This is a genomic window from Arcicella aquatica, from assembly GCF_034928825.1.
Lineage (GTDB): Bacteria > Bacteroidota > Bacteroidia > Cytophagales > Spirosomataceae > Arcicella > Arcicella aquatica.
Map to the genome: position 1 here is coordinate 56236 of NZ_JAYFUL010000005.1, position 24796 is coordinate 81031.

Annotated in this window: 19 protein-coding genes; 16 read left to right on the top strand and 3 right to left on the bottom strand. The window is 35.5% G+C overall.

Features of this window, described 5'->3' with window-relative positions; all coding sequences use genetic code 11:
• The first annotated feature begins 38 nt into the window (after positions 1-38).
• Complete coding sequence (locus tag VB264_RS04235; RefSeq protein WP_323247056.1) at positions 39-701, top strand: ABC transporter ATP-binding protein; 663 nt, start codon at positions 39-41, stop codon at positions 699-701.
• A gap of 56 nt (positions 702-757) precedes the next feature.
• On the opposite strand, the gene VB264_RS04240 is transcribed toward VB264_RS04235, so the two are convergent.
• On the bottom strand, positions 758-2098 hold the full coding sequence (locus VB264_RS04240) for an aspartyl protease family protein (protein ID WP_323247057.1): 1341 nt from the start codon (positions 2096-2098) through the stop codon (positions 758-760).
• A 327-nt stretch (positions 2099-2425) separates the two neighbouring features.
• On the opposite strand from VB264_RS04240, the gene tpiA reads away from it, so the two are divergent.
• The 3 genes from tpiA to VB264_RS04255 all read left to right on the top strand — a co-directional run bounded on the left by tpiA (position 2426) and on the right by VB264_RS04255 (position 5112).
• Entirely contained in the window at positions 2426-3187 is a 762-nt protein-coding gene (tpiA, locus tag VB264_RS04245; protein ID WP_323247059.1) for a triose-phosphate isomerase, read from the top strand.
• Positions 3188-3344: 157 nt separating this feature from the next.
• Complete coding sequence (locus VB264_RS04250; RefSeq protein ID WP_323247061.1) at positions 3345-4235, top strand: hypothetical protein; 891 nt, start codon at positions 3345-3347, stop codon at positions 4233-4235.
• Positions 4236-4248: 13 nt separating this feature from the next.
• Positions 4249-5112: a glycosyltransferase family 2 protein gene (locus tag VB264_RS04255; RefSeq protein WP_323247063.1), complete on the top strand. Its 864-nt coding sequence runs from the start codon at positions 4249-4251 to the stop codon at positions 5110-5112.
• A gap of 1 nt (position 5113) precedes the next feature.
• Here the strand turns inward: VB264_RS04255 and VB264_RS04260 are convergent, their stop codons facing one another.
• Complete coding sequence (locus VB264_RS04260) at positions 5114-6217, bottom strand: endonuclease/exonuclease/phosphatase family protein (protein ID WP_323247066.1); 1104 nt, start codon at positions 6215-6217, stop codon at positions 5114-5116.
• A gap of 253 nt (positions 6218-6470) precedes the next feature.
• Between VB264_RS04260 and rpmB the strand changes: the two genes are divergently transcribed.
• Complete coding sequence (gene rpmB, locus VB264_RS04265) at positions 6471-6710, top strand: 50S ribosomal protein L28 (RefSeq protein ID WP_184137596.1); 240 nt, start codon at positions 6471-6473, stop codon at positions 6708-6710.
• Between the two features lie 141 nt (positions 6711-6851).
• Here rpmB and VB264_RS04270 read toward each other — a convergent pair whose 3' ends face one another.
• The gene (locus tag VB264_RS04270) at positions 6852-7661 is read right to left on the bottom strand and encodes an enoyl-ACP reductase FabI (protein WP_309922433.1); all 810 of its coding nucleotides are present in this window, start codon (positions 7659-7661) and stop codon (positions 6852-6854) included.
• Positions 7662-7829: 168 nt separating this feature from the next.
• Between VB264_RS04270 and VB264_RS04275 the strand changes: the two genes are divergently transcribed.
• The 11 genes from VB264_RS04275 to porL all read left to right on the top strand — a co-directional run bounded on the left by VB264_RS04275 (position 7830) and on the right by porL (position 24739).
• Positions 7830-8273 carry a GNAT family N-acetyltransferase gene (locus VB264_RS04275; RefSeq protein ID WP_323247068.1) on the top strand — a complete coding sequence of 148 codons (444 nt, stop codon included), beginning with the start codon at positions 7830-7832 and terminating at the stop codon, positions 8271-8273.
• Positions 8274-8468: 195 nt separating this feature from the next.
• Entirely contained in the window at positions 8469-8942 is a 474-nt protein-coding gene (locus VB264_RS04280) for a ribosome maturation factor RimP (protein WP_323247070.1), read from the top strand.
• A gap of 102 nt (positions 8943-9044) precedes the next feature.
• On the top strand, positions 9045-10292 hold the full coding sequence (nusA, locus tag VB264_RS04285; RefSeq protein ID WP_323247072.1) for a transcription termination factor NusA: 1248 nt from the start codon (positions 9045-9047) through the stop codon (positions 10290-10292).
• 125 nt (positions 10293-10417) lie between these two features.
• Complete coding sequence (gene infB / locus VB264_RS04290; protein WP_323247074.1) at positions 10418-13894, top strand: translation initiation factor IF-2; 3477 nt, start codon at positions 10418-10420, stop codon at positions 13892-13894.
• A 214-nt stretch (positions 13895-14108) separates the two neighbouring features.
• Positions 14109-17687 carry an FG-GAP-like repeat-containing protein gene (locus tag VB264_RS04295; RefSeq protein WP_323247076.1) on the top strand — a complete coding sequence of 1193 codons (3579 nt, stop codon included), beginning with the start codon at positions 14109-14111 and terminating at the stop codon, positions 17685-17687.
• A 481-nt stretch (positions 17688-18168) separates the two neighbouring features.
• On the top strand, positions 18169-19044 hold the full coding sequence (gene sucD, locus VB264_RS04300) for a succinate--CoA ligase subunit alpha (protein ID WP_309922454.1): 876 nt from the start codon (positions 18169-18171) through the stop codon (positions 19042-19044).
• A 60-nt stretch (positions 19045-19104) separates the two neighbouring features.
• A complete protein-coding gene (locus VB264_RS04305; RefSeq protein ID WP_323247078.1) occupies positions 19105-20361 on the top strand; it encodes a DUF4271 domain-containing protein in 1257 nt (418 codons plus the stop codon).
• Between the two features lie 85 nt (positions 20362-20446).
• Entirely contained in the window at positions 20447-21232 is a 786-nt protein-coding gene (locus tag VB264_RS04310; RefSeq protein ID WP_323247079.1) for a uroporphyrinogen-III synthase, read from the top strand.
• Between the two features lie 202 nt (positions 21233-21434).
• The gene (locus VB264_RS04315; protein ID WP_323247081.1) at positions 21435-22409 is read left to right on the top strand and encodes a PorP/SprF family type IX secretion system membrane protein; all 975 of its coding nucleotides are present in this window, start codon (positions 21435-21437) and stop codon (positions 22407-22409) included.
• A 256-nt stretch (positions 22410-22665) separates the two neighbouring features.
• Positions 22666-23811 carry a T9SS ring complex lipoprotein PorK/GldK gene (gene porK, locus VB264_RS04320; RefSeq protein ID WP_323247083.1) on the top strand — a complete coding sequence of 382 codons (1146 nt, stop codon included), beginning with the start codon at positions 22666-22668 and terminating at the stop codon, positions 23809-23811.
• Between the two features lie 139 nt (positions 23812-23950).
• Positions 23951-24739, top strand: a complete 789-nt coding sequence (gene porL, locus VB264_RS04325) for a type IX secretion system motor protein PorL/GldL (protein WP_323247085.1) — start codon at positions 23951-23953, stop codon at positions 24737-24739.
• Positions 24740-24796: the final 57 nt, after the last annotated feature.

The window sequence follows — 24796 nt, forward strand, 5'->3', positions numbered from 1 at the left end:
TTAAAGCTCAACAAAGAAATTTTCATAAAATTAAAAATATGTTAGCACTCAAAAACATTTTTCGTTGGTATAATTCAGGAGTAAATAGAGCATTCGTTTTACGTGATGTAAGCTTGACTATTGAGCAAGGTGAGTTTGTATCCATTATGGGGCCTTCGGGCTCAGGCAAATCTACGCTATTGCATATTATTGGTATGATGGACGAACCCAATGAAGGAGAGTATTCTTTTATGGGACACAGCGTGCTTAAAATCAAAGAAAAACAACGAGCAGAATTATACAAAAAACACATTGGCTTTGTCTTCCAAGCCTACCATTTGATTGATGAACTAACGGTGTATGAAAATATCGAAACGCCATTGTTGTATCATGGCATTGGGTCATCTGAAAGAAAATCTATGGTAGCTGATATTTTAGATAGATTCAATATTGTGGGTAAAAAAGACTTGTTCCCCAATCAGCTTTCGGGCGGACAGCAACAGTTGGTGGGTATTGCTCGGGCTATCATCACAAAACCCAATTTGATTTTGGCCGATGAGCCTACAGGCAACCTGAACTCAAAGCAAGGCCAAGAAATCATGGAATTATTTAAAACATTGAACGATGAAGGCGTAACCATTATTCAGGTAACTCACTCTGAAAAAAATGCTACTTATGGTAGCCGAGTAATTGAGTTATTGGATGGACGCATCGAAAGATAAAAATTTAGTTTTGGTTTAAGTGTTAGTCGCTTAGTAATATTTACTAAGCGACTTTTTTATATCAATCTTTTTAAATTAACCGTTGTAAAAATCACATTCGCCCCTCTTTTCACAACCAAATTAACGGGTTTACCTTCGCCTTTCTGAAATATCTTATAAATTTCAGAAATGGATACATCACGAGACGATCTGTTATTGATAAAAATCACCCTGTCGCCTTGTTGCAACCCTGCTAATTGAGCAGGTGAATTTTCAATAATTCTTTCAATCATAAATTCGTGGTAATCACTTCCACTTGCCAACAACTCCATGCCACTCATGTTGTGTTCAAATGGCTCTTTCATCCTTCTATTGATAGGCTTCAACACCACATATTTATCACGGTAATTAAAAGTAACTTTAAATCTTCTAAGAAATTCACATCCTACATTTCCCTGACGTTCAGAAAAATTAGTGGGCTTTAAATGAAATGAAGAACTATCAGGGAACGACGCCACAACATTGTTTAATTCAAATTTCCCAAACTTAATTTTGGGTAATCTCCCCAGATTTCCATTGATAATACCGCTCAATCCTCGTCCAAGTTGGGCTTTCACTACCTTAGGGGGCAATTGTATATTAAATTTCTTATTTACTTCAATAGAAATAGCATGTCCTGCTCCAGTATCCAGCAATACTTTGATAGGTACCTTTTCTTCCCCATTTACTAATTCTACCGTACCCAGATACGGCTTATTTTCTTCTATAGAAATAGGGAACCGTTCTCCTTTAGAAGGTTTATATTTATAATGTTCTGGATTCTCCAGAATCAACTGATTTTCTGCAAAATCAATTGTTACGGTAAAGCGGTTAAAAAGGTCATATCCGATGATACCATGAATAGGTTTTCCGACAAATTCACTCAGTCTTAGGATATCGTCTTTTAAGACAACAATATTCTGACGATAGCCAATGGCTTCGCCCAACTTGATAGTGTTGTCTAATACAATTCCTGCTTCAAGGTCATTCCCAATACCAACACCCGCAATTTTCACATTTCTACTATAAATCATGTGTTGTGATTGTGCTATTTTGAAATCAGTAAGAATGATTGAACTTACGCCAGTATCCAGAATAAAACGTAAGGTATCAGAATTATTAATTCTGAGCGGCACTATCACTAAATTAGCGTGAAATTCAAATGGGATGATAGTCTTGTTTTTTTTCTTAAGTAACTGAAAACCAAATTTTTCATCGGTTACGGGCTTCAGCTTAAATTTCTTTGGATATTCGTTTCGGGGAATAGTAGTGACAGTAACACCACTATTATTTTGTTCAGCAGATACAATAGAATCTTGACAATACCCTGCCAGCGGTAAAGTACTGAACAATAATATTTTATGCCAAGTGAGTTTCATAAAGAGGAGTCATTTTCTTAAATAAATATCGGAATAATATTACATATTTCCAAGAGCATACATAGAAAAATTAATGTTTATTCAAAGAAAAGTACACAAAACTCTCCATCACATATCTTTTAAGAAAAATAGCAGATTTAGGGTATCCAATAAAAGCAATTTTATTTTGAATTGATAGTCAATATTCTACCCATTTGAGAGGCTAACTTTTAAAAAAAATCAAAATTTTCTCTATCAGAATGAAGATACTTGTCCTTTTTTGTTTTTTAAAATTGTGATAACGAGTACTTTTGTTAAAGTATCTAATTTATAATTAACCAAAAAACAATGAGAAAGCAAATTGTAGCAGGAAACTGGAAAATGAATAAAACAGCTGATGAGGCATTAATTTTAGCATCTGAAGTTGTAAACATGGTAAAAGACGAAGTAAATACTGATGTGCAAGTAATTATTGCTCCACCAGCACTTTATTTAGCTACTCTACAGAAATATACTGAAACAGTTTCGAATGTGGGTATTGCTGCACAAAACTGTTCAAGCAAAGCTTCAGGTGCTTATACTGGCGAGATTTCAGCTTCTATGCTAAAGTCAATCGGTGTTACACACGTTATTCTTGGGCACTCAGAGCGTCGTCAATATTTTAACGAAACGAACGAGGAGTTAGCTGAAAAAGTAAACATTGTACTTGAAAACGGATTAACGCCAATTTTTTGTTGTGGTGAATCGTTAGAATTACGTCAAGGAGAAGATTTCCTTGCTTTTGTAGCTTCACAATTAACAGACAGTCTTTTCCATCTTTCTGCTGAAGATTTTGCTAAAGTGGTGATTGCTTACGAACCAATTTGGGCAATTGGAACAGGTCTAACGGCTTCTTCTGACCAAGCACAGGAAATGCACGCTTATTTAAGAGCGCATCTTGCTACAAAATATGGCCAAGAAGCTGCTGATAATACTTCTATCCTTTATGGTGGAAGCTGTAATGAAAAAAATGCTCCAGAATTATTTGCTTGTCCAGATGTAGACGGAGGATTGATTGGTGGTGCATCATTGAAATCTCGTGAATTTACGAATATTGCAAAGTCATTCTAATAAAATAATCATATAAAATCCCGTTTAGGAAAACCTATGCGGGATTTTATGTAAAATAAATGCTAACTTCACTTATTAATCAAGGACAACAACTTGATTAACAATATATTACTCAACTTTTCTTTAAACTCACATTCTTAATTATACCATTTTATACATGGCATTTAAAAAACTGAACCCATTTGAAAGACTCTATTTAAAAAACACTAACAAAGACGCTTATCAAAATTATAAATATCAACTAAAAGTTAGCAAAATTCCTTCGATCAATTTTTTAGATACCCCCAAACCTCTTGTTGACTTCAAACATAGTGGGCATTTGGGTGATATTATCTATGCTATTCCTACCATGTATGCTTTGGCTGAAAATGGCAAAGCACGTCTCCATTTGAATATCGGTCAGAAAATAAAAGTTGACGGAGAGCACCCTCTTCAAGGCATTGGGCTAAACGAAAAATCAATACTGATGCTAGAGCCTCTTTTGACTCATCAGCAACAGTTTCAGCAAATTGATATTTATGATAAGCAAGAAATTGATTATGATTTAGATGTATTCAGAAAATTTCCTTTCGATTATTCTAAAGGACATATTAGCAGATGGTATTTTAATTGTTTTGCGGTAAACTACGACCTCAGCAAACCTTGGTTAACTATCCCAAAGGACAATTCAATGGCTGATAAAATCGTTATTGCCAGAAGCACCCGCTATAACTCGCCAGTTATTGATTATTCTATTCTCAAAAAATATAACAATCTGGTTTTCGTTGGTTTACCAGAGGAATATGCTTTGATGAAGGCGGTTATACCACATTTAGTATACGTTGAAGTAAGTAATTTCTTTGAATTAGCAAAAATTATTGCAGGGGCAAAGCTTTTTATTGGGAATCAATCCTTCCCTTATGCCATCGCAGAAGCACTAAAAACACCGAGAATGCTGGAAAGTTATTATAAATCACCTAATGTTATTCCAGAAGGACCAAATGCTTTTGAATTTTCTTTTCAACCTCAATTTGAGTTTCTAGTTCAAAAACTAATTCTTCAGCATTAAAATCAATATTATTATGAAGACAGCAGCAGTAGTAATACTTTATCATCCGACACAACAAACCTTACAAAATATCAACAGCTATCATACCGCTGTTGATAAACTATTTGTATTGGACAACACTGAAGGTTCTGCCAGCATTATCAATCAATCATCATTTAATAACCCTACTATACATTATTCAAGTGATGGTATCAACAAGGGTATTGCTGAAAGGCTGAATGAAGCTGCCCAGCAAGCTATTAATGAGGGTTTTGAATGGTTGTTGTTGATGGATCAAGATTCAAGTTTTGAGGGCAATACTTTTGACTTATACATTGATAGTATTACTAATTATCAAGATAAAAAACAGGTTGCCTTATTTGGGCCTAATTTCAGCAGACAGTACAAAGAATCAATCGCCGAGACTAACCTCGTAAAAGTTCCTGCCATGATTACTTCTGGTAGCTTTTTAAATTTAGCAGCCTATCAGCAGATTGGACCATTCGACGAAGCCCTATTTATTGACGGGGTAGATACGGAGTATTGTTTAAGGGCACAGAACTGCGGCTACGACATCATAAAGTTTCTTAATATATTTCTTAAACATGAGCTTGGAGAAGCTGTAAAAAGGGCTTCAATCAAGACCCTATATATGGTAAAGAAAGTCAAGGATATTCACTCTCCAATCCGTTGCTATTATATCTATCGTAACAACCTTTATTTGCAAACAAAATACAAGCATTTAGATAAGATGGTAATGAAAGATATCAATGGTTGTGCGATAACAAATATAAAAAAGAGTATTTTTTACGGAACTGAGTCTCGACAAATTTTCAAATACCTGATTAAAGCACATCGTGATTTTAAACAAAACAAGATGGGAAAATATCAGCCATAAATCAATGTATTTTATATGTTCCAAATACAGGGTAATGGTCTGATGATTTAATATGATTATGCGTTTGAAAATCTAATACTTCAATAGATTCACTACAGAATTGGTTATCAATTCTCACAAATCGTGGACTGCGATTTAGGGTAAATCCAAAGCCATTTCCAGCTTCTTCGAAAGAATTTTTCAACCTATCACGAATATGCCCATAAGCATTTCCATAAGGCGTTTCATTAAAGTCTCCACACACAATTACAGGGTACGGACTTTCATCAATACGTCTTTCGATTAGTTCTATCTCCTTTGAATGTTTAATGAATCCCATTTTCAAACTCCATAGAATAGCACGAGTTTCATCTCTAGCCTGACCAAATGAGCTCCCCTTTACTTCATCCACTACTTTTTTTACCCTTATACCCATTGATTGTAATTGTAAATTAATTACTCTGATGGTATCATTTTTCAACGCAATATCGGCTAGTAGGTATCCATTACCATTGTCCTTTCCGGGTGTTTGACCAAACAAACTCTTTTCTTCATGAATGATTGGGTATTTAGAGAATATCGCTAATGAAAAAACTCTACCTGTGCCATAAATACTGTTAATAACATAATAGGGGTTATCCACAATCATGGCGTCAAAAGTATTAAAGGTTGCATCTTCCCTAAAACTAGAAAATTCTTGAAAGCATTTAATATCAGCCTGAGTATCTACACAATATGAAATCTCGTTCTTTACCTTTTCTTTAATCTCGTTATCTTCAAAATGTTCATAATATGCACTATGTTGAAAACCATACACATTATAATCAAGTACAGATAAGCTTTTATCTGCTTCTTTGGCTGAATGAAATCCAAATGTTCGTCGGATAAATGGATAGCCTATTAACAAAACAATAATAGGAAGAATCATTCTAGATGGGCGAATAAACAACCATGTAACGGCAGTGATAGCACAGAGCAACATGACGACGGGTAGGCTCATCATCATAAAACCAACAAACCAGTGATCAATCACTAGAGTATAAGCTAATAAATAGGTAAATAAAGTATATATATATAAAGGAAGACTTATTAGCCACAAAAGAGATGTTACTGTTTTTTTTAGCATGATGTAATCTTGGCGGTTAGCTTTAAACAAAAGTACTAATTTTGAATGTCTTGAATAAATAATAAAACATGAATATTTCCATTTAAGTGTGTTCTTGGATGATAACACGAAAAATATTCGTTTTATTTCAGTAATTAATTGTTAGATTAACAAATATTTCATAATTTTGCATTCCATTTCGGAAAACACTGGTAATCAAGTCTATTACATCGCTCTCAAGGCGATTTTACATAACAAATAAAAGAATTTTATCATGGCGAAGGTTTGTCAATTAACAGGAAGAAAAACACAAGTTGGAAATAACGTTTCTCACGCTAACAACAAGACTAAGCGTAAATTTTTTCCAAACTTACACACTAAGAAATTTTTCTTAGAATCAGAAGGTGTATGGGTACAGTTGAAAGTTTCAGCGAAAGCTATCCGTACTATTAACAAAAAAGGCTTAGAAGCTTCTTTAGTAGATGCTGCTCGTAGAGGTACTTTGAGTTTATAGTAATAAAAATATTTGCTTAAAAAGCTCTTTGCATTTGATGTAAAGGGCTTTTTTCGTTTAAGCCTAAAACAAAACATGGCAACCTCTAAAGAGATTGCCATGTTTATTTACACTAAATATTATTACGCAAGCTTATTTTGATTATCCCATTTTAGCTACGATTTCTTCTGAAATACCTACAGAACAGAAACCACCATCATGGAAAAGGTTTTGCATTGTTACCTTCTTCGTTAAGTCAGAGAATAAAGTAATTACGTAATCTGCACATTCGTCAGCTGTTGCATTTCCTAGTGGTGCCATTTGGTTAGCATATTCATAGAAAGCATTGAATCCAGAAATACCAGTCCCAGCAGTAGTTTTAGTAGGCGATTGTGAAACTGTATTTACGCGTGTTCCATTTTTCTTTCCATAATGGAAACCATACGAACGCGCTATCGACTCTAACATCGCTTTAGCTTGTGCCATATCGGTATAGTCAGGGAAAGAGCGTTGTGCTGCAATATAAGACAAAGCCACCACTGAACCATTATTAGCAATAGCATCCATTTTGTCAGCTACCTGCAACATTTTGTGGAATGATAAAGCAGAAACATCTAACGATTTCATAAACCATTCATAGTTCAAATCGCCATAAGGTCTGTTTTTACGGATGTTTGTACTCATTCCAATTGAATGCAATACGAAATCAATTTTTCCACCCAAAGCATCCATTGATCCTTCATAAAGTTTTTCCAAATCTTCCACAGAAGTAGCATCAGCAGGAATAATCTTAGCTTCGCACTCTTCGGCTAATTTATTGATTTCTCCCATTCTCATTGCTAAAGGTGCATTGGTAAGGGTAATAATTGCTCCTTCTTCTTTAGCACGCTGAGCTACTTTCCAAGCGATAGAGTTGGAATCTAATGCTCCAGAAATAATTCCTCTTTTTCCTTTTAATAAACCGTATGACATTTTTTTGATTTCTGATTGTTGATTTTAGTGCTTAAAATTAAATTATTCTTCTAACGAACTTATATTCTGAGGATACGGAGTTCATTTTAAAATAATTAAGTATTTTAGATGGATACTAAAATCAAGGTTAAAATTTTGTCCAAAAGTACTATTTTTTTTCTTAAAACCATGAATATTCAAATTCGACAAGCTATAAAAGAAGATTTACCTGCTATCCTCAGTCTCTATGCCAAAGTACTTGATAAAGGAGAAGTTCTAACCATTGAACAAGCAGAAACTCTCTTTCAGAAAATGATGAGTTACCCTAACTATAAGGTATATGTTGCTGCAAATGAGGATGAAGTTATTGGCACTTTCGCCTTATTAATTATGGACAATCTGGCACATATCGGTACTCCCTCCGCAGTGGTTGAAGATGTAGTAGTTTCTGATGCTTTTCAAGGAAAAGGAATTGGCAAAAAAATGATGATTTTTGCAATGGAGAAATGCACAGAAGCAGGTTGTTATAAATTAGTATTATCCAGCAATTTAAAACGCCACGAAGCCCATGCATTTTATGAAAGCCTGGATTTTGAAAAGCATGGATTTAGTTTTAGGATAAATTTTGAATGATTTTTTCAATATTATAATTTTATTATGCTGTTGTTTGCTGATTACTTTATCAAATACCTACTAAACCAACAAGGAAGCTTGCTTTCTAACACATTTTTTATTACTTTTGCAGAGAATTTAAAGGAAGAGGGGTCGATAGTCCCTCTTTTTTGTTTACTAGATTGTAGCACGGTTGTGTTATCGTGATAAAAAGAAATGACAAAAGAAAAAATAACCGAACTTATTGAACCATACCTTGAAGAAGGACGATTGTTTATTGTAGATGTTCAAGTAAGTGAAAGTAAGACAAGACAGAACATCATTATTTTATTGGATACCGACGAAGGTATCAAAATAGAAGAATGTGCTTCTGTAAGTAGAAGATTAGCTCATTTTATTGAAACTAACGAATTGATAACTGGTGCCTATAATCTTGAAGTATCGTCGCCCGGTATCGATCACCCGCTTAGCTTTAAGCGTCAGTTTGTAAAAAACATCGGTCGTAATTTGAAATTAGTTTTGAAAGACAACGTTGAAAAAATAGGGGCTTTGGAAGATGTAAGCGATGAAGGCATTATATTTAAAGAAGAACCAAAGAAAACAAAAAGTAAGAAAGTAGAGCCAATAGAGGCAGTCGCGATTCCTTTTTCGAGTATACAGCAAGCAAAAGTACAAATATCGTTTAAATAGTGGTCGAGTTGCCGAATTGTTGAATCATTGAAATTAGAGCAAATCTATTCCTCATACATTCTACTTGTTGGCTTCTTTTCACATTAATAAAATTATGAAAAGATGAACAGTGCAGAGTTAATTTCATCGTTTGCGGATTTTGCAAAAGAAAAAAATATCGACCGTCCGACGATGATTAAAGTGCTGGAAGACGTATTCCGCACGATGATTCGTAAAAGATACGGTACGGATGAAAATTTTGATGTAATTATCAACCCTGAAAGTGGCGACTTAGAAATGTGGCGTACACGTGAAATTGTTGATGACAATTCAGAAGATATTTGGGATTATGACAAAATTCCTTTGGCAGAAGCAAAATTGATTGAACCTGATTTTGAAATTGGCGAAGAAGTAGCGGAATTAATCAAACTAGAAGATTTCGGTCGTAGAATTGTTCAAACGGCTCGTCAGACATTGATTCAAAAAGTTAAGGATTTAGAAAAAGAAGGCCTCTTTGAAAAATACAAAGACTTGGTGGGTGAAATGGTTTCGGGAGATGTTTACCAAATTATTGGAAAAGAATTTATCATTACTGATGGTGAAGGCAACGAATTGACTTTACCAAAATCAGAGATGATTCAGAAAGATCGTTTCAAAAAAGGTGAAGCAGTAAAAGCAGTTATTCATAAAGTAGATATGAACAACGGTACGCCAAAGATTATCCTTTCTCGTACTTCTCCTGTTTTCTTGGAACGTTTGTTTGAACAGGAAATTCCTGAGATTTATGATGGACAAATCATGATTCGTAAAATTGTTCGTGAACCAGGTGAGCGTGCAAAAGTAGCGGTAGAATCGTATGATGATCGTATTGATCCTGTAGGTGCGTGTGTGGGGATGAAGGGTTCTCGTATTCATGGAATTGTTCGTGAATTACAGAATGAAAACATTGATGTTATCAATTATACTGAAAACCTTGAATTACTAGTTGGTCGTGCTTTAAGCCCTGCCAAAGTGAGCTCAATGAAAATTGATAAAGAAAGAAAGAGAATTGCGGTGTATTTACAACCAGACCAAGTTTCTTTGGCCATTGGTAAAGGAGGACAAAACATTAAGTTAGCAGGCAAGTTAGTAGGCTACGAATTAGATGTGTATCGCGATATTAAAGAAAGTGAAGTTGACGAAGAAGATGTTGACTTAACTGAATTTACAGACGAAATCGAAGATTGGGTAATTGCAGAATTACACAAAATCGGTCTTGATACGGCAAAACAAGTACTCAAATTGAATAGTGATGAATTAATTCGTCGTACTGAACTTGAGGAAGAAACCGTAAACGAGGTATTATCAATTCTACGTTCGGAGTTTGAGTAATTTAGAATGAGTAAGTGATAGAATGATAGAATAGTCATTGTTTATATCTCATTTACTCATCAAAGCTATTCTATCATTCATTACTTAAAATTACAAATTACTATAGAAAAGTATCAACAGAAATTATGGCAGAAGATAAAATGATGCGTTTGAGCCTTGTGGCAAAGCAGATTAACGTGGGAACCTCAACCATTGTTCAATATCTCTCTGTCAAAGGTCATAAGGTTGAGAACAACCCCAACGCCAAACTAAATTTTGAGCAGTTAAAGCTCGTAGCAAAAGAATATGGAGCCGAATCCTTATTAAAGGATGTTGGTGCAGCAAGTCCTGTGGTTTCATCAAAACCTACAGAGGAAGAGTTTGTTCCTGTAAAAAAACAGGATGATGATATGCCTCTTTACTTCCGAGGAAAAGAGAATACAGAAACATCAGAACAAACAAAAGTAACCGAGCCAGCAAAAGCTGAGAAAGAATCAGATGTTATTTTGGGAAGAGCCGAAGTACAATTTAAAGTACTTGGCAAAATAGAATTGGATGCTAAAGGCAATCCTGTTCCTCAAAAGCCTGCAATAGTTGAACCAAAACCAGCGCCTATAGTAGAAGAGCCCGTGGTGAAGGTTGAAACTGTTAAACCTGAGCCACAACCTGAAATTCAAGTGAAAGTTGAACAACCTAAAGTTGAAGAGGTAAAGCCAGTGATTATTCCTGTAGTAACCCAAGAGGTTAAAGTAGTAGAGATTCCAAAAGTTGAAACGGTTAAGGAAGCACCAAAGCCTGAACCTGTGGTAGTATTAGAAAAACCAGTAGTGATAGAAGCAGTCGCAACACCAATAGCAGAACCAAAAATTGCTGAAGCAGCAATACAGCCTAATAATCAGAACCAACACAATAGACCACAAGGTGGGGTGAATAATAATAATAACCAAAATCAACACAACAAGCCACAAGGCGGTGGGAATAATAACAACCCAAATCAGCCAAATAAACCGCAAGGTGGCGGGAATCCGAATCAAAACCCTCAGCATAATAAGCAACAAGGTGGCGGGAATTCCCATCAAAACCCTCAACACAACAAACAGCAAGGCGGTGGTGGAAACCACAATCAGGCTCGTCCAGTACAACAGGGTGGCAACTTACCAACGCCTAATCCAGCTCCTCAGCCGCAACAACAACGCCCTAATCCTGCTCCAGCGCAAAAATTAGGACGTAACGATGAAATTCCTGAAGATACTTCAAATGTGGAATTAATCGAAGCCAAAGGAGAGCAACTAAAAGGATTAACAGTTTTAGGGAAAATTTCTTTACCTGTCGAGCCTTCTCGTGGTGGTTCTAGAAATAACAACAACAATAATAACAATAAGAAGAAGCGTAAGCGTATTGATAAACCTGGTGGTGCTAAAGTTACAGAAGCTGAAATCCGTAACGAAAGAGGCGCTCCTCGTCCTAAAAAAGATGGTGTACCTAATACTACGCCTGCTACGAACGACCCTAATGCTAAAAAACCTGCTAATAATGGTGGAGCATCGGGCAATAACAACAATCAGAACAACAATAATACCCAGAATAATAACAACAATCAGGGTAATAACAATAATAATCAGCACAACAACAACTTTAAGAAAAAACCAGCAGGAAATAATAACAACAATAATGCTGGAGGTGGCGTAAAACCACAACCTAAAGGTGAAGTTTCTGAAAAACAAATTCAAGACCAAATCAAGGCTACGATGGCTCGTCTGCAAGGACAAACCAACAAGTCTAACTTTGGTGCAAAAGAACGTCGTGTTAAGCGTAAGTTCCGTGCAGAAAGAAATGAACAACGTCAATTAGCAGAAGACGAAGAAGCAAAAATCTTAAAAGTAACTGAGTTTATCTCAGCGAGCGAATTGGCTTCTTTAATGGATGTATCTGTAAACGAAATTATTTCTACTTGTATGAGTTTAGGAATGTTCGTTTCAATCAACCAACGTCTGGAAGCAGATGTTATCGCATTAATTACGGAAGAATTCGGCTTTGAAGTTCAGTTTGTTTCGGCCGAAGAAGAAATCGAATCTGCTATTGCAGAAGAGGAAGATGCTCCTGAAGATTTATTACCAAGAGCCCCTATCGTAACAATCATGGGTCACGTTGACCACGGTAAGACATCATTACTTGATTATATCCGTCGTGCTAAAGTTGCCGCTGGTGAAGCCGGAGGTATTACGCAGCACATCGGTGCATATTCTGTAAAACATGATGACGGTCGTAGAGTTACATTCTTAGATACGCCAGGTCACGAAGCCTTTACGGCCATGCGTGCTCGTGGTGCTAAACTGACAGACGTTGCCATTATCGTAATTGCAGCAGACGACGCAGTGATGCCACAAACAGAAGAAGCTATCAACCACGCAATGGTTGCTGGCGTACCTATCGTTTTTGCATTCTCGAAAGTTGATAAACCTGGTGCAAACACAGAAAAAATTCGTGAGCAATTGTCTATCAAAAACATGCTTGTAGAAGAATGGGGTGGTAAATACCAAACTCAGGAAATTTCTTCAAAATCAGGGATGGGTATCAATGAATTATTAGAGAAAGTATTATTAGAAGCCGAATTATTAGAATTGAAAGCCAATCCTGATAAACGTGCTGTAGGTGCTGTTATTGAAGCTTCATTAGATAAAGGACGTGGTTATGTTGCTAATATCATGGTTCAGTCTGGAACCTTGAAAGTTGGAGATATGATGCTTGCGGGTGCTCATTATGGTCGTGTTAAAGCCATGTTTGATTACCGTGGTGTAAAACTAAAAGAAGCTGGTCCATCTATTCCAGTACAAGTACTTGGTTTGAGTGGCGCTCCTAATGCTGGTGATAAACTAAGCGTCATGGAAAATGAACGTGATGCTCGTGAAATTGCTAACAAACGTGAGCAAATCATCCGTGAACAATCATTACGTACACGTAAACACATTACCTTAGAAGAAATCGGTCGTCGTAAAGCTATCGGTACATTCAAGGAATTGAACGTAATTGTGAAAGGTGACGTGGATGGTTCAGTAGAAGCATTGTCAGATTCATTATTGAAACTATCAACGGAAGAAGTACAAGTTCGTATCATTCACAAAGGAGTTGGTCAAGTTTCAGAATCAGACGTATTGTTGGCTTCTGCTTCAGATGCCGTAATTGTAGCTTTCCAAGTTCGTCCAAGTGTAAACGCTCGTCGTTTGGCAGAAAACGAACAAATCGAAATTCGTACATACTCTATCATCTACCAAGCAATTGATGATGTAAGAGACGCAATGGAAGGTTTATTAGCACCGAAATTTGAAGAAGTAGTAACTGCTAACATTGAAGTACGTGACGTATTCAAAATCTCTAAAGTAGGTACTGTTGCAGGTTCTTATGTATTAGATGGTACAGTGAAACGTTCTCATAAGATTCGTGTTATCCGTGACTTCGTCGTGGTTCATGAAGGTGAAATTTCTGCGCTAAAACGTTTCAAAGACGATGTGGCAGAAGTGAAATTTGGATATGAATGTGGTCTTTCTATCAAAAACTTCAATGACCTTGAAGTGGGTGACATCATCGAATGTTATGAAATGAAAGAATTGAAACGTACATTATAATTCGTTAATAAAAGTACAAAAAAAGCTCGGAGATATCTTCGAGCTTTTTTTGTGTTCTACCCTCCCTACCCGCTTTTTCCATACCAACTACTTAATTTTACTATTTAAATATAAATTATAAAAAAATATGCTATCAATATTTATTTAAAGGCTTTAGCATATAGAATTCATATAAAATCTTGCTAATTTTATATTCAAACTTATCTTATTTAATATGAATCAAAAACTTTTACTGCTGTTATTAATCACAATTATCTTTTCATTTAGCGCTTGTGAAAAACAAGAAACACTTTTTACTCAATTATCCGCAGAAGATACAGGCATTACTTTTTCTAATCGAATTATAGAAAACGATACAATGAATGTCCTTGAGTTTGAATATGTGTATAATGGTGGTGGGGTAGCCCTTGGAGACTTCAACAATGATAATCTTACTGATATTTATTTTACGGGCAATCAAGTAGCGAATAAACTGTATCTAAACAAAGGCGTAGATGAGGCAAATAAACTAAAGTTTGAGGATGTAACCGAAAAATCTAACGTTGCAGGACAGGGAAAATGGTGTTCTGGTGTAGCTGTCGTTGATATCAACAATGATAATCTATTAGATATATACGTATGTGCTACTGTTAAAAAGGTAGCCTCAGAACGTGCTAATATGTTATATGTTAACCAAGGCGTTGGTAAAGATGGCATTCCTATGTTTAAAGAAATGGCGAAGGAATACGGTATTGCCGACACTACTCATACAACCAATGCTGCATTTTTTGATTATGATAACGATGGGGATTTAGACTTATATGTATTGATTAACGAAATGGAAGACATTCGTTTTCCAAACAAATACCATGATAAAATAGTAGATGGTTCATCTAAACGTACAGGTAGATTATACCGCAACGATTGGGATGAAAAACTAAAGCATGGCGTATATTCGGATATTTCAAAAAAAGCAGGCATTTTGATAGAAGGCTATGGTTTAGGAATAAACATTACTGATATCAACAGAGATGGCTGGAAAGATATTTACATTACCAATGACTACCTGACGAACGATTTACTTTATATCAACAATCAGAACGGTACTTTTACCGACCAAGCCCACGATTATTTCAAGCATACTTCATATTCAGCTATGGGTAATGATGTTGCCGATTTAAACAATGATGGTCTTGTTGATATTTTAGCCGTTGATATGATGCCTGCGGATAATTATCGCAAAAAGATGATGTTGGCTCCCAATAATTACCTGACATATCAAAACAATGAAAAGTTTGGGTATGATTTTCAATATCCTCGAAATACCCTACAAATGAATCAAGGCTTTAACCCGAAAACGGGCAAACCTGTTTTTAGTGAGATTGGCTTATTGGCGGGTATTGCTGAAACTGACTGGAGTTGGACGCCTATGGCAACAGATTTTGATAATGACGGACTCAGAGATATTATTATCACAAATGGTTTTCCACGTGATATTACTGATCAAGACTTCATGATTTACCGTGCTGAAATGGGTAATGTGGTACCTAGAATGATGCTCTTGGATTCTATTCCATCCGTAAAAATTACGAATTATGCCTTCAAGAATAAAGGGAACTTTGCTTTTGATGATGTAAGTGCTTCGTGGGGGCTTACCAATCCTAGTTTTTCTAATGGGGCAGCCTATGGAGATTTAGATAATGATGGCGACTTAGATTATGTCACCAACAACATCAATGATTCGGCTTCTGTATATCGCAATAATCTAATTGAAACGAAGCCCACAGAAAGTAATTATCTACGCATAAAGCTAAAAGGACTTGATAAAAACATTGGTGGCTTAGGGGCATTCATTGAAATCAGTTATCAAAATGGACAGAAACAAGTGTACGAAAATACCCCTTACAGAGGGTATCTTTCTACTATCGAAAACGTTGCTCATTTCGGTTTAGGCAAAAGCAATAAAATAAATGAAGTGAAAATCATTTGGCAAAGTGGCAAAACTCAACTATTGAAAGATGTAGCTGCCAACCAAGTGTTAACGGTTTATGAAAAGAATGCTACGCTTCTCAATGTAAGTCAGCCATTAAAACGTACAACGCTTTTTGCAGATATTACAGATTCCCTTAATATCGATTATGTTCATACTGAAAAAGATTTTATTGATTTCAATATTCAGAAATTGATTCCCCACAAGTTATCACAATTTGGCCCCGCCATTGCCGTTGGCGATGTAAACGGCGATGGCCTTGAAGATATTTATATTGGTGGGCCTTCTGAACAAAAGGGTACTTTCTTATTACAAAACCAAAGTGGAAAGTTTGTGAAGTCTGATTTGATAGGCGGTGAAACTAACCTTACAAAAATTGCGGAGGATATGGGGGTTTTGCTTTTCGATGCTGACCTTGATAACGACCTTGATTTATACATTGTAAGTGGTAGTAATGAACAACCTAAAGACTCACCGACTTATCAAGATAGATTTTATGAAAATGATGGCAAAGGGCATTTTGTACAAAAAACACAAGCTTTACCTAGCTTCTTAAAAAGTGGATCGTGTGTCAAAGCTGCTGATTATGATAAAGATGGCGACCTTGATTTATTCATTGGTGGGCGTGTAGAAGTTTCTAGTTATCCGATGCCTGTTTCTAGTTATATCCTTAGAAACGATTCAAAAATTGGACAAGTAAAATTCACTAATGTGAGTACTCAGGTAGCCCCAAGTCTATCAAATATAGGTTTAGTTTGTGATGCTCTTTGGACAGACTTCAACAATGATGGCTGGATAGATTTGATGCTTGCGGGCGAATGGATGCCCATTACGATGCTACAAAATAACAATGGGAAATTAGAAAAACTAGAAGGAGCTTTAGACCTAAACAAGCAAATTGGGTTTTGGAACAGTATTACTTCTGGCGACTTTGATGATGATGGAGATATAGATTATATCGTTGGGAATTTTGGTAAAAACTCTATTATGAGAGCAAGCGATACCGAGCCTGTTTCTATATATGCCAAAGACTTTAATACAGATGGTAATTATGATGCTATTCCAACTGTTTTTTTTAAACCTAAAAACACAGACACTCATAAAAAAGAATTTGTTTTTAATAGTCGAGACGATTTGAATAAACAAATGATTACGACTCGTAAGAAATTTGTAACCTATAATCAACTGGCTAAATCTGACATTAAAGGTTTTTTCACCGAAGAGGAATTAAAAGACGCCCTCATTTTAAAGGCTAATTACCTAAAAACAAGCTATATAGAAAACCTTGGAAGTGGTAATTTCAAAGTAAAAGCATTGCCAATGGAAGCACAAACAGCCCCTGTATTAGGAATGCTGACGGAAGATTTTGACAATGATGGTTATCTTGACGTACTCATGGTAGGAAACGACTTTTCAGCGGAAGTGTCAGTAGGCAGGCTAGATGCTTTCAATGGCCTCCTCTTGAAAGGCGATGGAAAAGGAAATTTCAAGGCAAGCCTATTGCCTGAAACAGCCTTTGGCGTAACGGGTGATGCAAAAGGCTTAGTAAGACTTACTAATGCAAAAGGAAAAACCTTGGTAATGGCTACACAAAACCGTGGCGCATTAAAAACATTCCAATTAAGCAACAATACTCTTCAAAGTAAGCCTTTGAAAACCAATGACTGTGTTGTGCTAGAAAATCTAAAAAATGGCAAAACACGAAGAGTAGAAGTTGGCTATGGCACTTCGTTTTTATCACAATCATCACGAAGTGTATTGATAAATTCAAATTTGAAATCAATAGAAGTAATAGATTCAAAAGGTAAAAAGCGAGCACTTTAACCTGCACAATAAATAGGTATTTCAAAAAAAGCAAATCTAGCTAATTAGCTGGATTTGCTTTTTTTATTTTCTTTTCTCATTAGATTCTCTTCTTATTAGGCTTTATCCTCACAAATAGCAAAAGGATATTTGATGGTTATTTTGTTAAACATAAATTCTACCAAGGCAGGATTAAAATCTTGAATAAAATTTTAGCTCAAAACATTATCTCAAAATTGCTAAACAAAAAGTACTTTATGCCAATAAGCTATACTATATTTCCAGAAATAGAAACACTATTAAACACCTAACAATCAACCAATTAAATACAATTTAAAATAAGTATATTACTCAATATCCAAATTCCTTTTTGTCCTTTGCCTTGCAAACTATACCTTTACGATAAATTTACGTAGGCACTGTATAAATATAATCGCTGTTAAGATTAAATGCAGTAATTTCACAAAAAAACTGATTTTTACAAACCAAATATTTATCTGAAATGAGTGTACTTGTTAACAAAAACTCAAAAATAATCGTACAAGGCTTTACTGGGTCTGAAGGTTCATTCCACGCTCAGCAAATGATCGAATATGGTACTAATGTAGTTGGTGGTGTAACGCCAGGAAAAGGTGGTTCAACCCATCTTGACCGTCCTGTATTTAATACAGTTACTGAAGCTGTAGAAAAAGCAGGTGCTGATACTTCAATCATCTTTGTACCACCTGCATTTGCTGCTGATGCTATTATGGAATCGGCTGATGCTGGTATCAAAGTAATTATTTGTATCACAGAAGGTATTCCAACCAAAGACATGATTTATGCTAAGGAATACATTCAGAACAAAGATTGTCGTTTAATTGGGCCAAACTGTCCGGGAGTAATGACAGCAGGTGAATGTAAAGTAGGTATCATGCCTGGTTTTATTTTCACTAAAGGTAAAATTGGTATCGTATCAAAATCAGGAACTTTAACTTACGAAGCTGTAGATCAATTAACAAAAGCAGGTTTAGGACAAACAACTGCAATTGGTATTGGTGGTGACCCTATCATTGGAACAACTACTAAAGAAGCCGTTGAATTATTAATGAATGACCCTGAAACTGAGGGTATCGTAATGATTGGTGAAATTGGTGGTGGTATGGAAGCAGAAGCTGCTGAATGGATTAAAGCTGATGGAAACAGAAAACCTGTAGTAGGTTTTATCGCTGGACAAACTGCACCGAAAGGTCGTAGAATGGGTCATGCTGGTGCTATCATCGGTGGTGCAGACGATACTGCTGCTGCTAAAATGGCTATCATGGAAGCTTGTGGTATCCACGTAGTACATTCTCCAGCTGATATTGGTGCTACAATGTTAAAAGCATTAGGATTGTAGTAAACGGTTTCAATGAATTATTGATAGTTTTTTTCTAATTTTGCACAAAACTATCAAGACTTGAAATTCTTCCAGCAATATATTCATTCACAAAATCCTGCACGATTTATTCAATCATGCAGGATTTTGCGTTTAGTCAAATCATACTCTTTCCTCAGAATAGCCTTTTTAATCATATCGGGGTATTTATTTTTCATTCCTAACATCACTGCTAAAGACACCGTTGGTCCAAACAATGGCTATTATTTAGTGCATGACTACCGAGATGACTGGCAGGTATTTGATGAACGCTATAAGGCATACGTGCCATATGTTCGTGAGCTCCATAAAGACTATAATTCATTTAGCTTGTTTTGTGATATAGAAAATTATAAAACTTATAAAATTCTATATTATTCCTCTAAAGAAAACTATCTATTCATTAATGCATCATTACAGCAACAATTGCCCATTAATAAATGGGTTGTTTTAGATGTTGACAGCTTGCAGAGAGTCTATAAAAAAACGAAGTTATTTCTTACAATTTATGGCAGTAATACCAATATTGAAGAAATGATGGTTTATGTAGGGAATCGAATATCTAAAACTCAGGAAACATTTGAATTATCCGAGTCTTTATTAACGATTATTCCACGAGATATTTCCTCTTTTCAAAACTTTTTTGTGATTGGCCTATTCTTACTGGTAGGTGCTTACGCATTTATGTATAATTATCAGCCAAAATCTTTTGAGCGTTTTTTTAACCCTAAAGATTTGCTAACAATTAGTGTACGCGATGATTCATTTATCGTAAACAAACCCTTTGATTTAGGGAATTTACTGTTTGTGGTCAATCTTAGTTTTACTATTGGGTTTATTTTTATGTTGGTCATTAATGAAAAGAACGATTTATTCTCAACTAGCAGTATCCTTCAAGAAGGAGAAACACTTGGCGTATTATTGAGCAACTTCTTGGTAATTTCTTCTATTATCTTTGGCGCATATATTTTCAAATACATCTCACTATTGATTCTTTCAAACCTCTACAGGCTAGATAAAATCATCAATATCCATTTTTTTAAAATTATTCAAGCATCAAGTATTTTTTTCCTGATTGTACTAATTATACTCACCTACAGTACGATATCAATACCTGAAATTACGGAAAATGCAGAAAAATATCTGTTCTTTCCCATTTCATTATTCTTTATCGGACGCTTAGCACTATTATACTTTACGATAAATAAGATGACGGCACTAAAAAATCTGTATTTATTTTCGTACCTTTGCATCGTTGAATTAATACCGCTTATAGTAGGCATTCGTTTTGCACTCTAAATAATGTGATAATTCAACAAAAAAATGTTCTAAAAATAGCACATTAGCCCAAACAATAATCCAATCAAGTTTAACTGCATTGAGCATGAGCGAAATAGCATTAACCGCACATCCAGACAGATTAACCAAAGTAACCAGTATTTTAGTTACGCAAGCACGCCCAGCCGACGATAAATCACCATATTTTGAGTTGGAAAGAAGATACAATATCAAAGTTGATTTTCGCCCATTTATCGAAATTCAAGGCGTTGCTTTTAAGGACTTCCGGAAGCAAAAAATCAATATTCTTGATCATACTGCCATTATTTTTACTAGTCGTAATGCTGTAGATCATTTTTTTCGCATTTGTAAAGAAGCGCGTATAGAAGTACCAGCTGATATGAAATACTTCTGTATCACAGAACAGACTTCTAATTACTTGCAGAAATATATTGTAATACGTAAACGTAAGATTTTTACAGGAACAAAAACTGCTGCTGAATTACTTGAGTTAATCAAGAAACATAAAACTGAGAAGTTTTTATTTCCTTGTTCAGACAAGCGTCGTAGTGATATCCCAGAATTTATGGGAACAAACGATTTACAACTTACAGAGGCTGTAATGTATGAAACAGTTTCTTCAGATTTATCTGATCTAGAAAGCGTGTTTTATGATGTAATTGCATTTTTTAGCCCTTCTGGCATAAAATCTTTGTTTCATAATTTTCCAGATTTCAAGCAAAACAAAACTAGAATTGCTGCCTTTGGACCAACAACGGCAAAAGCAGTAACAGAAGCAGGCTTGATTTTGGATATTCAAGCGCCTCTTCCAAATGCCCCATCTATGACGGGTGCTTTGGAACTTTATATCAAGAAAGCAAATAGTATTTAAGACTATTAAAAGGAATTAATGAAAGACCTGTGAGTGATATAAACTCATGGGTCTCTTTTTTTATCAACATATCACAACAAATATTAATAAATTAGCGTTAGGAATATCTATGAGATACATTTTTTGACGTAATTTATACAAATGTTTATTAGATTTGGAATTAAAGCCTGTATTTGACTTATTTGTACTTTTTTGAAAGACTATGCGAAAGAATTTACAATTTTTTACTATAATTCTACTGCTATTGGCAAACTATTCCGTCTTTGCTCAACAAGATGCACAGTTAAGCCAATATATGTTTAATCCGCTATACATTAATCCAGCCACTGCTGGTACTGATGGTGTGATGAGATTTCAATTACATTACCGTAATCAATGGACAGCCTATCAAACTACTTATGATGGTTCTGGTTCATTGGGAACACAGCTTTTTACGGCCTCAATGCCCCTAAATGGCCTTCATAGTGGGCTTGGTATCCAATTTGTAAATGACAAAACACCATCTGGAAGTGGTTATCAGAATATGTTGCTATCGTATTCTTATCAAATCGGGCTTAGAAATGGTTCAATTATTTCAATTGGTGTAAAAGGTGGTTTTCATACTAAAACATTTGATTCAAATTTCAGACCTGGTGAATCTGGAGACCCAATTGTGGATGCAGCCCTAAAAAAACTTAATGAAACCAAAGCAGACCTATCACTAGGAGTTTTATATAAAGCAGAGAATTACCAAATCGGGGTAAGCCTTAATCACGTAAATAATCCAAATTATAGTTTTGGCGTTGACAGAGCTAGTCAGTATACCATCAAACAAGCATTGAATGTGACTGCGAGCTATGATTATTATTTGAATGATGACGTAAAAGTTACTCCTACAGCCCTTTGGCGTAGTGATTTCGTAACAACGGCTTTAGAAGGAGGTGCGATTTTTACTTATACAGAAAAATATTGGTTAGGAGGCTCCTATCGATTAAACGATGCTGGTATCATTATTGCAGGTATTTCGATGTTGAACAACTCTTTACGATTAGGATATTCGTTAGATTTAACCACCGTTGGGCAAACAGCTAAGTCGCCTACATCTCACGAAGTATTAATAAGTTATGCCCTGCCAGCGCCTAAATTATTTGGTGGAAAGAAGACCCCTGTACGTACGCCAAGGTTCAGACATCAGTAGTTTTTTTTGACTAAAGTGTACTTACAAAAACGTAAATAAACGATTGATGTATTTACAACAAAAAAAAATATTAACTTTGTTTTTGGGTTACTATACTAACCGAGTAAAAAAGGTCGTTTTTAAGAAGATTTAACACTAAAAATGAATTTTATTACAATAAATATAAAGTACTATTATTAATACAACCATTATCAAAATTTACAGAGATCATTACCTTATTTTACTCACGGGTATCAATTAAAAAAGTTAAGACACTATGAATTACAGTGGAATTTTCAGGAAAATATCCTTACTACTTTTAGTAGTTACTACTGTTCTGTTTTTGGATAGCTGTAGCTCTTCTGGTACTAGCAAATCGACTAGTAGTAGAGGACGAAGCAGCAGATCTAGAGGAGAACAGGTTGCTAAAGGCAAAAGCGGTAAACGAAGTAGAAGTAGTAGCAAAAAAGAAGATATTAAAATGGTCAATGGGGAAATTGCAGCTACTAGCCGTAAAGGTTGGAAGCAAACAACTCCACTAGGCATGGTTTTAATTCCGGCTGGCTCTTATATGATGGGGCAAGCGGATGAAGATATTGCTGCATCGTCAGTTGGTTTTAACAAACGTGTAACAGTCATTCAATTTTATATGGACGACACTGAAATCACCAACAACGAATACCGCCAATTTACTGATGTAATGTTGACAGACTCAATCGCTGTACTAGGCGAGGAAAAAATTATCTCTGAAATTTATCCTGATACTACCGTATGGAGTAAAGACTTTACTTATCATAATGGTGACCCCATGACTGAATATTATTACTCAAGCCCTGCGTTTGATATGTATCCAGTAGTGGGCGTAAGCTGGATTGCTGCAAGATATTTCTGCGACTGGCGAACAAAAGCTTATAACGATTACAGAACCTCAGAGGGAATGTATATTTCTCCAAGATTCCGCTTACCATCAGAAGCTGAATGGGAATGGGCTGCTCGTGGTGGAAAAGCTTCTGCTAAATATCCTTGGGGTAACCCTTACGTAGCAAACGTAAAAGGATGTTTGCTAGCTAACTTCAAGCCTCATAGAGGTAATTATGATGCAGATGGATATGCTTATACAGCTCCTGCAAACCAGTTCAATCCGAATGATTATGGTTTATACAATATGGCTGGAAACGTTGCCGAATGGTGCCTAGATGCTTATGCAGACAATGCTGTAGCTATTACTTGGGACTTAAACACGATGAATGATGATAAAGATGAACCAAGAAAAGTTATTCGTGGTGGTTCATGGAAAGATGTTGCTTATTATCTTGAAACGGGTACTCGTTCTTATGAATATGAAACAAAGAAACGATCTTACATCGGCTTCCGTTGTGCCATGAATCATTTAGGACGTTCATCTGGAAAAGAATTCAGATAAAAGAAAAAACGATTTTAAATCGTAAGCGAGGGAATCCAGTCGTTAATTTACGACAACATTCTCTCGCTTCGTTTTGATAATCCCTTCGTACATCAAATCATTCTCAAATCATATTACACTCAAAATCATTACAAAACAAATGGAAAGAATTATTAACGTTATCGCCAGTTTTGGTGCAGCAGTTGTTATCGTTGGTGCTTTATTTAAAATCTTACACTGGAATAATGCCAATGAAATGCTAATGGTTGGTATGTTCACTGAAGCATTTATATTTATATTATTTGGGGTATTGTATCTTTCTGCAAAACCTGAAAAGTCTTACGATTGGGAAAAAGTATATCCAGAATTATCTAAAGATTTTCAAGGTGAATTACCTAAAAGAAGTGTGGCAACCTCAACTGCAGGCGTTGGATTAACAGCTAAAATGGATGAAATGTTAGCTAATGCTAAAATTACGCCAGATGTTTTTGAAAATTTAGGTAAAGGCATGAAGTCATTAACAGAAACAGTTTCAAAAATTGGAACAATTACTGATGCTACTGTAGCTACAAACGATTATGCTAAAAACGTAAAAGTTGCTGCTGGTACAATGACAGAAATGAACAAAGCTTATGGCGTAACGATGAGTGCTATGGGCGAAATGGCTAATGCCTCACAAGATGCTAAAGAATATCGTGTACAGTTCCAGAAAGTTACTCAAAACATGGGTGCATTGAATGCTGTATATGAATTAGAATTACAAGATACAAACAAGCACTTAAAAGCGATGAATGCTTTCTATGGCAACTTAACAGTAGCGATGGAAAACATGGCTGATGCAAGTAAAGATACTCAGCAGTTTAAGCAAGAATTAGCCAAATTGACTTCTAACTTAACTTCATTAAACAATGTTTATGGAAGTATGTTAACAGCCATGAAAGGGAACTAATTTAAGAAACATATCCGTCTTTGATAGTTTAATACTAATCAAGACAAACATGTTGAA